Genomic DNA, 10102 nt, shown 5'->3' with positions numbered 1-10102 from the left:
GGGGTATCCTGCGAGTCTTTGGTGTTACTCGAATGCACGACGAAGTCTGTCTTCGTCACTGTTGCTGTAGGTTTCGAGCGTGCCGTTATCGACGGCGTACGCAGAGGCCGCGAGCGCGTTCTCGGTCACCTGCGTGTGAAGCACGCCCTTGAGCGTCAGAGGGTCGTAGAGGCTTGGCGTCGGGATGCCGTGCGACAGCCGCACGTGCACCAGCATGTTCGGTGGCGGCGGGGGCACGTGGATGCACGCGCCGTAGAACGGCACGAAGAAGAACTCGACCATGTTCCCGTCGCTATCGGACTCCAGTGGCACCACGTAACCCGATAGCCGCACCTTCGCGCCATTGAGCGCCTCGACGGTGTGCAGCGTGCCGATCTGCTTCATGCGCTGGTTGCCGACGTGCAGCACCGGCGGCGCGTTCTCGAGGGCCTTGAAGTCCTCCGGGGGCACCATCTTCGTCCAGTCCAGATCCGCAAAGCCGTTCTCGTCCGGAAGGCCGAGCACGTCGGAACCTGGCGAGGGCGCTGCTTTCGCTACGCCGTGCGCCGCGGCGTAGGCATTGGCGGCCGCAATCCCGGCGGCACCTGCCGCAGCACGTTGCGCGCGCCCGGCATCGGCTTCCGCCTGTGCCCGCGCAAGCGCGCTCGTGGCACCGGACGCCGGACCGTCCGCAACGCTGTCCCCGGAAGATCCGGAACAACCCGCGAGAAAAGCAGCCAGCGCGATGGTCGTACTTACACGAGCAAGCAACATGACGCGCTTCACAGGCGCACCTGCAGGCCATCGTTCAGCGAACGTCGGTAGGCAATCGCGCCGGGAATCGCGCCCGCGAAGGCTCCCAGAACGATGACGGCAGCCAGCAGCCACCACTCGGTGGCGGACGGTGCGAGTTCCAGTACCAGGCCGGCGTTGGCCAGCAGATAATCGTGTCCGATGGCGACGACGCCGAAAAGAAGCAGGCACCCAAGCACCGCACCGAACGTCGTCAGCAACGTGCTCTCGATAACAAGAAGCGCAAACACGGTACGGGCGGATGCGCCGACCGCCCTGAGAATAGCCATCTCGCGGCGACGCTCGTTCAACATGGCCAGGAGCGCGGTAAGCATGCCGGACATGCCCACCAGAACGACCATAACGCTCACGGCCCGAAGCGCATTCTCAGCGGTACCGATGAGGTGCCACAGTTCACCGAGAGCGACGCCGGGCAGCACCGCAAGCAGGGCTTCGTCCGGGTACTCGTTGATGGCCCGCTGCACGGCAAACGAGGACAGGCGAGACTTGAGCCCGACCAGGCACGCGGTAATGGCCTTCGGCGTCAGATCCATGTGGCGCGTACTCTCCGCGCTCGCCTCCAGCCCCGGCAGGCGCATGCCGCCCCGCCAGTCGACATGGATAGCCTCGATAGCTTCGAGGCTCACCGCGATCGTGGCATCCACCGGTGTACCGGTGGGCGCGAGGATGCCTTTGATGCGGAAAGGCTTGTCGGCGTGAAGCGCCGTGGCTGGCCCACCGAGTCCGTGCGCGAGCACGATGCTGTCGCCCACCGTGTAATGCAGTTGGCGAGCGACTTCCGCTCCGATGACCGCGTCGTAGAGGTCCGCGAAGGGGGCGCCACGGGTGAACGACAAGGCCTGCTTCGCCCCATAGTGGTAGTGGACAAAGAAATCCGTCGTGGTGCCGACGACGCGAAAGCCGCGGTGCGAATCGCCGAGGGACAACGGTACGGTCCACGACACCTCCGGCATGGCCCGGATGTCTTCGTAGGTTTTCCAGGTGATGTTGTTGGTCGCCTCCCCCACATGGAAAATCGCGTACAGCAGAAGGTTCACTGGTCCCGACCGGGCACCGACGACAAGGTCGGTGCCCGACACGGTGCTGGAAAAACCGCGTCGTGCGTCGACAYGAACGCGCTCCACGCCCAGAAGAAGAAAGACGCTGAGTGCGATGGTGACGACCGTCAGGAGCACGCCCGTACGACGCTGGCGAAGGCTCTTCAGTGCAAGTGAGATGAGGTTCACGATCAGGCCACCATCTGCGAAGGCGGGCGGTCGCCGAGACTCACGGCGCGATCGAAGTGACGGGCGAGGTTCATGTCATGGCTCACGAAAACAACGCCCGTTCCGTGCCGTGTGCACTCGGCAAGCAGGAGGCGAAGGAAAGCGTCGCGGTTGTCCGCGTCGAGCGCCGACGTTGGTTCGTCGGCGATGAGAAGCTTTGGACCACCGATAAGGGCGCGAGCGACCGCCACGCGTTGTTGTTGGCCGACGCTGAGGTTGCCCGTGCGCGAGCGCTCGACCAGCTGCGCCACCAGGCCCAGCGAGTCGAGAAGTCGAACCGCCTCGGCACGTTGCGCCTGTTGCGTGGTACCTGCGCGGGTCGCGCGCGCCGGGGACCACGCGCAACCGAGCAACACATTCTCGACGGGGCTGAGGAACGGCAACAGGTTGAACTGTTGAAACACGTAGCCCAGGTGTTCGGCCCGAAAATGGTCCCGCTGCGGGGCCGATAACGTGGAAAACGGCACGCCAAGCACGGTGACTTCCCCGTGGGTCGCCCGCAGCACGCCTGAGAGCAAACCCAGTAGCGTGCTTTTGCCGCTGCCACTGGGTCCGCACAGAAACATGCGCTCGCCGGGCGCGACGGCGAAGTCATCCATCGTCAACATGGCCTCCGAGCCGGGCCACTTGAACTGCAGCCCACGGCACGACACCAGCGGAGCGTCGCCATAGGGAATCATGGGGACAAAGTCACATGCGTCATGGGCCTGTCGAGCACCTGCTGCGTCGCGCCATTGGCCGTCACGATGTCGACGACCACACGCTGCAACGCGGGGAAGGCGGCGAACAGGCCGACTTCGACGGCATCGAGTTTTTCGGGRGCCGCACACGTGAACTCATAGGTCACGTCGAAATCAGCGTGTCCGCCGGGCGTGGCATTAACGTCGAAGCCGTCGGCGACGACCTTCGCGGGGGGCGCCGTGCAGTTGGCCCCGCCGGCAGGCACGAGCCATTTGCCTACCCGCAGCGTTTCCCTGGCCTTGGCGAGCGCTTGCGCCTGTTCAGTGGTGGCCGGTGGATGCTCGAAGCCCACGGCGTCGTGACCAGGAATGCTCAGGGCGACCACCAACGCCGGTCCGTCCGCTGACACCTGGAGCGTCGCCTGGCCATGGACATGAGGACCCAGGTGGCGCTCTTCGGCCGGTAAGCGCCCTGCCGCGAGGGCCAGGACGACCAGAAACGGGGCTGTTCGTAATTTCATGTGCGGGCCGACTCGTGTATGTTATAACATAACGTACACGAGAACCTCGGCAGCGCGCTAGTCCCTCCATCGTCAGTGCGTAGTCGCCTCGACGTAGGTCTTGCCAGCCTCCACGGTCGTGACGTACGGGCCCGACCAGTCACGCTCGAAGATGCGTGTCAGTGTCGCCGCGGGACCCGCTCCCCGCATGAAGACCGATGCGTCTACCGACGTATGGAAGTAACTCGACTCCCAGTTTCCTGTCCCGATGTAGACGCCGCGATCGTCGACCACCGCGTACTTCGCGTGTTCGACACGCGCATAGGGAATGAAGCCCGTCGGTGACGGCGGAACGCGACTGAACTTGACCGTGATGTTCGGCATCAGGCTGAGGCTCTTGAGGTAGCCCTGCATGGGTTCGTGAAGTGCCCAGTCGGCCACGATGATCCGGACGTCCACCCCGCGCGCCGCGGCATCACGCAATGCCGCGTCGACCGGTATCCACCATCCCTTCTCGCCATAGCCGCGCAGCGCCGAGAGCGTCATGACCTGCACGCGGACGATGTGCTGCGAACTGTTGATGAGATCGACCAGTGCAGGCTCCTCGGCCGTGACCCAGTCCGGCATCAACGAGGTGGGACTGAACGCCGGATAGGAAACCACGTTGCCTTCGCCAGGCGCGCCCAGGATCTCCGGATCGGTCGCCGTGACCGGGGCGAACGCGAGCGCCGCCGCGGCGTGTTTCCCCGAAGTCGGCGAGGCCGGGCTTCCAGCCAGTTGCCAGTCGAAATCGAACGTGGCACCGAACGTCTGGGCGAAGCGCCGGTTGCGTAGGCGAGCCCCTATTTCATGGATCTCGTTCAAGGCGCGCCAGTCCCAGTTCTGGCTCCCGACGAAGACGTCTGCGTTGTCGACCACCATGTACTTGGCGTGCAACACGCCGCCCGTCAGCGTCTTGACCGGCAGCACGCGAATCTCGAAGCCGGGCAAGGCACGGAAACGGTCGACGCTTTCATGGTTGTCCGCGAGGAACGTCTGGTCGACCAGGATGCGTACCTTGACGCCTGCGCGGGCACGCTCGACCAGTGCGTCGAGAACCGGCGCCAGTGGGCCACCCGGTTTGTCGGCGATGTAGAAGGCCGCGATGTCGATGCGGGTGGTTGCACCATGAATCATTTCCAGCCACACCGTCTGCGTGCGACGCACGCCGCTTTCACCGTAGATCGAGGCATCGGGCACGCTCTCGACGATCTCGAAGTCAGCAGGGAGTGCCCTGTCCCGGGCTTGCAGTGCGCCGGCGGACAAGGCGGTAGCCACCACAGCAACTAATGCAGCAAGGCGAAGGGAAGGACGCATGGGGTATTCCTGTCAGAGATTGTTACAACGTAACACTCCTTTATTACCGAATTCGTTCGTCAATCGCCACGACGACGGAGCAGCCACTGACACCCCGATGCACGGCATCTCCACCGCTTCGGACGATAATCTACGCCATGAAAAAGCGCCCTACCCCCACCGACTCCGTCCACGGTAACGGCTTCGTCCGTGTCTGCGGCGCGCGCGAACACAATCTGAAGAATATCGACGTGGCCGTTCCACGCGATGCGCTGGTGGTTTTCTCGGGCGTTTCCGGATCGGGAAAGTCCTCGCTGGCCTTCGGCACCCTTTACGCGGAAGCGCAGCGGCGCTACTTCGAATCCGTGGCGCCGTATGCGCGCCGGCTGATCGACCAGGTCGGCGTACCCGACGTGGACGAGATCGAAGGCCTGCCGCCGGCGGTGGCGCTCCAGCAGCAACGCGGCACGCCCGGGACCCGCTCGTCGGTAGGCAGCGTCACCACGCTCTCCAGCCTGGTGCGCATGCTGTACTCGCGCGCCGGCAGCTATCCAGCCAGGCAACCGATGCTCTTCGCCGAGGACTTCTCGCCGAACACCCCCCAGGGCGCATGCCCGAACTGCCATGGCCTGGGCAAGGTGTACGAGGTCACCGAGCAGACGATGGTGCCTGATCCCTCGCTCACCATTCGCGAACGCGCCATCGCATCGTGGCCGCCGGCATGGCATGGGCAGAACCTGCGCGACATCCTCGTCACCCTGGGCTACGACGTGGACATCCCCTGGCGCGACCTGCCAAAAAAACAGCGCGACTGGATCCTGTTCACCGAGGAGCAGCCGGTCGCTCCGGTGTATGCGGGCTTCACGCCCGCCGAAACCCGGGCCGCCCTGAAGCGCAAGACGGAGCCCAGTTACATGGGTACCTATATGGGTGCGCGCCGATATGTGCTGCACACCTTCGCCACAACGCAAAGCCCCTTGATGAAGAAGCGGGTCTCCCGCTTTATGATCGGCAGCCTGTGTCCTGTGTGCGATGGCAAGCGCCTGAAACGCGAGGCCCTGTCGGTCACGTTCGCCGGTGTCGATATCGGCAGCTTGTCCGCCCTGTCATTCGACCAGTTGGCAGACACACTCCGTCCGGCGGCCGAGGGTCGTTTCGACGAACTCGTCCCGGGCGGCAGGACGACGCAGAGCCGCGCCGCAGGCAAGCGCGATATCGCACGTCGGGTGGCCGCCGGTGGTCTGGGACACGAAGGTTCCTCGGACGTGCGGCGCACGCCAAACCTCTCGGAGGAAAAACGTATCGCCGCGCAGCGCATTTCCCAGGATCTGGTCGCACGCATCGGCACGCTGCAGTCGCTCGGACTGGGCTATCTGTCGATGGACCGCAGCAGCCCCAGCCTTTCCCCGGGCGAACTTCAGCGCCTTCGCCTTGCTACGCAGATACGCAGCAACCTGTTCGGTGTGGTGTATGTGCTCGATGAGCCATCGGCAGGACTTCACCCAGCCGATGGCGAAGCGTTGTTCCATGCACTGGGGCAACTGAAGGCATCAGGAAACTCGATCTTCGTCGTCGAACACGACCTCGACATGATGCGCCGCGCCGACTGGCTGGTGGACGTAGGTCCGGATGCGGGCGAACGCGGCGGCGAGATTCTCTACAGCGGGCCGCCAGCCGGACTGGCGGATGTGCCGGCTTCGCATACCGCGCGCTACCTCTTCGGCAGCGCCGAAGTCGCACGACGCACGGTTCGGGAGCCGACTGGCTGGCTCGAACTGCGCAACGTCACACGGAATAATCTTCATCGGCTGACCGCACATTTCCCGCTCGGTGTATTCACTTCGGTGACGGGCATTTCCGGCTCTGGCAAATCGAGCCTGGTCAGCCAGGCGCTCGTGGAACTGCTCGGTGAGCACCTTGGCCACGAGCCGCGCGTCGTCGAGGACGAGAGCGACGACCTGGAACCGAGCGTCATCACGAAGACGACCGGCCATATCCACTCGGGCGCGGAAGCCATCACGCGTCTCGTCCAGGTCGACCAGAAGCCGATCGGACGCACGCCGCGCTCGAACCTTGCGACCTATACGGGGTTGTTCGACCACGTGCGCAAGCTGTTCGCGTCGACGAAGGCGGCAAAGTCGAAACGCTACGACGCGGGGCGCTTCTCCTTCAACGTTGCCAAGGGACGTTGTGAAACCTGCGAGGGCGAAGGCTTCGTCAGCGTCGAGCTGCTGTTCATGCCCAGCGTCTATGCGCCCTGCCCCACATGCCACGGGGCGCGCTACAACGAGCAGACGCTGGCCATCCAGTGGAACGAGAGGAATATCGCCCAGGTGCTCGGCATGACGGTGGATGAGGCCTGCGCGTTCTTTGCCGACGAAGCCAATGTACTGAAGTCACTGCTTATCCTGCGCGACATCGGTCTGGGGTATCTCCGTCTGGGTCAGCCGGCGACCGAGCTCTCTGGCGGCGAAGCCCAGCGCATCAAGCTGGCGACCGAGCTGCAACGTGCCCAGCGCGGCAGCAGTGTCTATGTCCTGGATGAACCCACGACCGGCCTGCATCCGTCAGATGTCGACAAACTCGTCGCGCAACTGCAGGGCCTTGTCGAGGCGGGCAATACCGTTATCGTCGTCGAGCACGAGATGCGCGTGGTGGCAGGCAGCGACTGGGTGATCGACGTCGGCCCCGGCGCCGGCAATAAGGGCGGCCGGATTGTCGCCAGCGGCGCCCCACGCGATGTCGCCCGATCAAAGGAAAGCCGCACCGCCCCCTACCTCGCCGCGCTCCTGTCCTTGTAGGAGCCGATTCATCGGCGATGGGTGCTTGCGGCAACCGGGCCCGCTGCCGCGGGACCACCGATGAATACGCTCCTACATTTTTTCCAGCAGTGACTCGTGCTGGTTGAGCGTGGGTGCGGCGAAGGGTTCTGGCGCAGGCGTCCGGCCGAAGTGGATTGGGTGGTTGACGCCGCGATACTGGCCGACCACGGGGTGGTCGAACGTGGCGACGAGGCCTTCGGCGGTCACCTGCGGGTGATCGAACATGTCTTCGATCCGGCGTGCGGCGGCGCTGGGTACGGCGTCGCCGAAGAGAACTTCCCACTCGAGCGCCGTGCGCGAGGCGAGTGCGGCATGCAGCTTCGGCACGATTTCCTCATGATGCTCGGCGCGCTTGCGCACGGTGTCGAAGCGCGGGTCGTTGTAGAGCGCATGCAGCTCCGTGCGCTCGCACAGGGCTTTCCAGAAATGCGGTGTATTGGCCGAGATGTAAATGTAGCCTTCGCGCGTCGGATGAATGCCGGTAACGCCGCCCGAGCGCATGTCGCGGCCAATATCCAGCGACTCACCTTCGGCCCAGATCATCCGCGCCGACTGCATCGTCAACGCACTGCGCAACAGGGACACACCCACGTACTGGCCCATGCCGCTGCGCTCGCGCTCGTAGAGCGCCGACGAAACACCGGCGGCAAGCAGAGCGGCGGCGTAATAGTCGACCACGGAGCCAAAAATCACTTCCGGAGGGCCACCGCGCTTGCCCTGCAGGGTCGACATGCCGGTCATGGTCTGCAGCACCTGGTCGTAGCCGGCCTTGTCCTTCATCGGGCCCTGGTCGCCATAGCCGGTGACGGCGCAATAGATCAGCCGCGGATTGATCAGCGCGATCCGGTCGTGGTCGATGCCGAGACGCGCCGGCACGCTGGGGCGAAAGTTGTGCACCAACACATCGGCCTCGCGCACCAGGCGCAACAGCGCCGCATGGTCCGACGGATTCTTCAGGTCCAGCACGATACCGCGCTTGCTCCTGTTCACACCGAGGAAGGCGCGGCTTTCGGTGGCCAGCGTCGACGGGTATTGGCGCAGATTGTCGCCGCCGGGCGGCTCAATCTTGATGACGTCCGCGCCCTGGTCGGCCAGCAGCGTGCAGCCGTAAGGTCCAGCGATATAGGCGCTGAGGTCCAGCACTCGCACGCCGGAGAGGGGGCCCGAGGGCGTGCGGGGGGGCGATGTCGGTGTTTCCATGCGTGCCTCGTTATCCACAGCTGCCATGTCCCGTTTGCGTCCATTCACTTTGCCGGACACGGGGTGCGGGAAACACCCCGGCGCGATATGTTCTGGCAGCAGAAAAACTTGTTTGAATCTACAAGGACTTCTCCGGCGCCAACGGCAGCCAGGTGAGACGCCATGCGCCATCATGCCGTCCGCCTGTCGCAAAATAAGGCGTAAAGCGCAGCGGCGCGCGGTAACCAGGATCGAGACTCAGCACCGGTGGCTTCCCTTTCTCACCCGGAAGAAGCGTAAGCCAGCTCGCCTGCGGCTCCTCCGGTAGCTTTACGGTCTCGCTGGTCTTGAAGCCGTCGATAAGGTCGGTGGCGAACACGAGTGGTCCGCAGGTGAGACCGATGTAGTCGAAGTGCAATACTTCCTGGTGAACTGCGCTGCCGTCCGGCGCGCGCGATTCCTGGATGTTGCGATTGCTGGCCCGGTGCAGGATCGGCTGCGCCGGAAAACGGGCGACGAGCACATCGCCGTCATGCCAATCACGCTCGACCATCGCGTACTGCCCGGGTGGCACCGTCACGCCGGCGTCCTCGCCATTGACGACCAGGGTCGCGCCTTCGGCCCAGCTCGGCACACGCACCCTCAGCGTGAAGCGTGCCGACCGCTCAACAGCGACGGTCATGCGTATGTCATCCGGATAGGGCCACGCGGTGGCCTGGGTCAGCTGCACGCGCCCGGGCCCTTCGAGCAAGGCCGACGATCGGCCAGGACCATAGATATTGATGTCGAGCGTTCGCGCGTCCCGGGCGATCGTCGCGATGTCCGGCAGCTCCTCGACCGCCATCGCACCGCTGGACTTGCAGCAGCGCCAGTAGGTCGTATGCACACGCCGACCGTTGGGAAAGACGTAGTAACACCAGTTCTCGCCATCCGGCGCCTGCGCGGCGAGCAGGTCGTTGTATGCGGAGCGCTCGATCTCTTCGGCATAGCGCGCTTCGCCGGTGACCAGGAGCAGCTCACGGTTGAGCTGGATCCACGCCAGCGTGGAGCAGGTCTCCACGTAGCCCTCCGGACTGAAAGCACCCGGCGCATTGAACACTTCGCGCGAACGATGCGCGACACCGCCCCAGGGGCCGCCACCCAGCGTCAGATGGTGGTCGCGGATGCTGCGCCATGCATGCTCCACGGCACGCAAGAGATCCGGCTCGCCGGTGACGCGATGCAACTTGGCGATACCCACCAGGTTCCAGGCCAGCTGGTACGCCTTGCCCGTAGCGATGAATGCGACGTCCGTTCCGGCAAGGCACTGGTCGAGCAGGGCCAGTGGCGGGTGGGCGTTTGCCTGTCGAAGGACAAGCCGGGCGAGATCGAGATAGCGCGGATCGCCCGTGGCCCGATGCAGGTCCACCGCGGGATCGAGCAGCACCGTTGCCGACATGCCGAAGTGATTGCCCAGGTCGGTGATGTCGATGCCGCCTGCCTCAAGCGTGTGTAGACACAGATCACCGATGCGGCGTACGGCATCGAGA

At 64.6% G+C, this 10102-nt stretch carries 8 protein-coding genes; 1 reads left to right on the top strand and 7 read right to left on the bottom strand.

Features of this window, described 5'->3' with window-relative positions; translation table 11 throughout:
• Nucleotides 1-24: 24 nt before the first annotated feature.
• The 5 genes from AC1DSN_RS12640 to AC1DSN_RS12620 all read right to left on the bottom strand — a co-directional run bounded on the left by AC1DSN_RS12640 (nucleotide 25) and on the right by AC1DSN_RS12620 (nucleotide 4593).
• A complete protein-coding gene (locus AC1DSN_RS12640; RefSeq protein ID WP_477298183.1) occupies nucleotides 25-753 on the bottom strand; it encodes a DUF3299 domain-containing protein in 729 nt (242 codons plus the stop codon).
• 8 nt (nucleotides 754-761) lie between these two features.
• On the bottom strand, nucleotides 762-2018 hold the full coding sequence (locus AC1DSN_RS12635; RefSeq protein WP_477330958.1) for an ABC transporter permease: 1257 nt from the start codon (nucleotides 2016-2018) through the stop codon (nucleotides 762-764).
• A gap of 2 nt (nucleotides 2019-2020) precedes the next feature.
• A complete protein-coding gene (locus tag AC1DSN_RS12630) occupies nucleotides 2021-2737 on the bottom strand; it encodes an ABC transporter ATP-binding protein (RefSeq protein ID WP_477330956.1) in 717 nt (238 codons plus the stop codon).
• On the bottom strand, nucleotides 2734-3258 hold the full coding sequence (locus AC1DSN_RS12625; RefSeq protein WP_477297164.1) for a ZrgA family zinc uptake protein: 525 nt from the start codon (nucleotides 3256-3258) through the stop codon (nucleotides 2734-2736). The genes AC1DSN_RS12630 and AC1DSN_RS12625 overlap by 4 nt, the downstream gene beginning before the upstream one ends.
• Nucleotides 3259-3330: 72 nt before the next feature.
• Nucleotides 3331-4593, bottom strand: a complete 1263-nt coding sequence (locus AC1DSN_RS12620) for a phospholipase D-like domain-containing protein (RefSeq protein WP_477297166.1) — start codon at nucleotides 4591-4593, stop codon at nucleotides 3331-3333.
• 137 nt (nucleotides 4594-4730) lie between these two features.
• Between AC1DSN_RS12620 and AC1DSN_RS12615 the strand changes: the two genes are divergently transcribed.
• Nucleotides 4731-7373: an excinuclease ABC subunit UvrA gene (locus AC1DSN_RS12615; protein ID WP_477297167.1), complete on the top strand. Its 2643-nt coding sequence runs from the start codon at nucleotides 4731-4733 to the stop codon at nucleotides 7371-7373.
• A gap of 72 nt (nucleotides 7374-7445) precedes the next feature.
• On the opposite strand, the gene AC1DSN_RS12610 is transcribed toward AC1DSN_RS12615, so the two are convergent.
• Nucleotides 7446-8621: a CaiB/BaiF CoA transferase family protein gene (locus tag AC1DSN_RS12610; RefSeq protein ID WP_477330954.1), complete on the bottom strand. Its 1176-nt coding sequence runs from the start codon at nucleotides 8619-8621 to the stop codon at nucleotides 7446-7448.
• Between the two features lie 91 nt (nucleotides 8622-8712).
• A partial coding sequence (locus AC1DSN_RS12605; RefSeq protein WP_477330952.1) for a beta-L-arabinofuranosidase domain-containing protein occupies nucleotides 8713-10102 on the bottom strand: 1390 nt, incomplete at its 5' end.

It is taken from the genome of Luteibacter sp. P4_D7_3, assembly GCF_056401735.1.
This window is presented reverse-complemented; position numbering and strand designations above follow the sequence as displayed.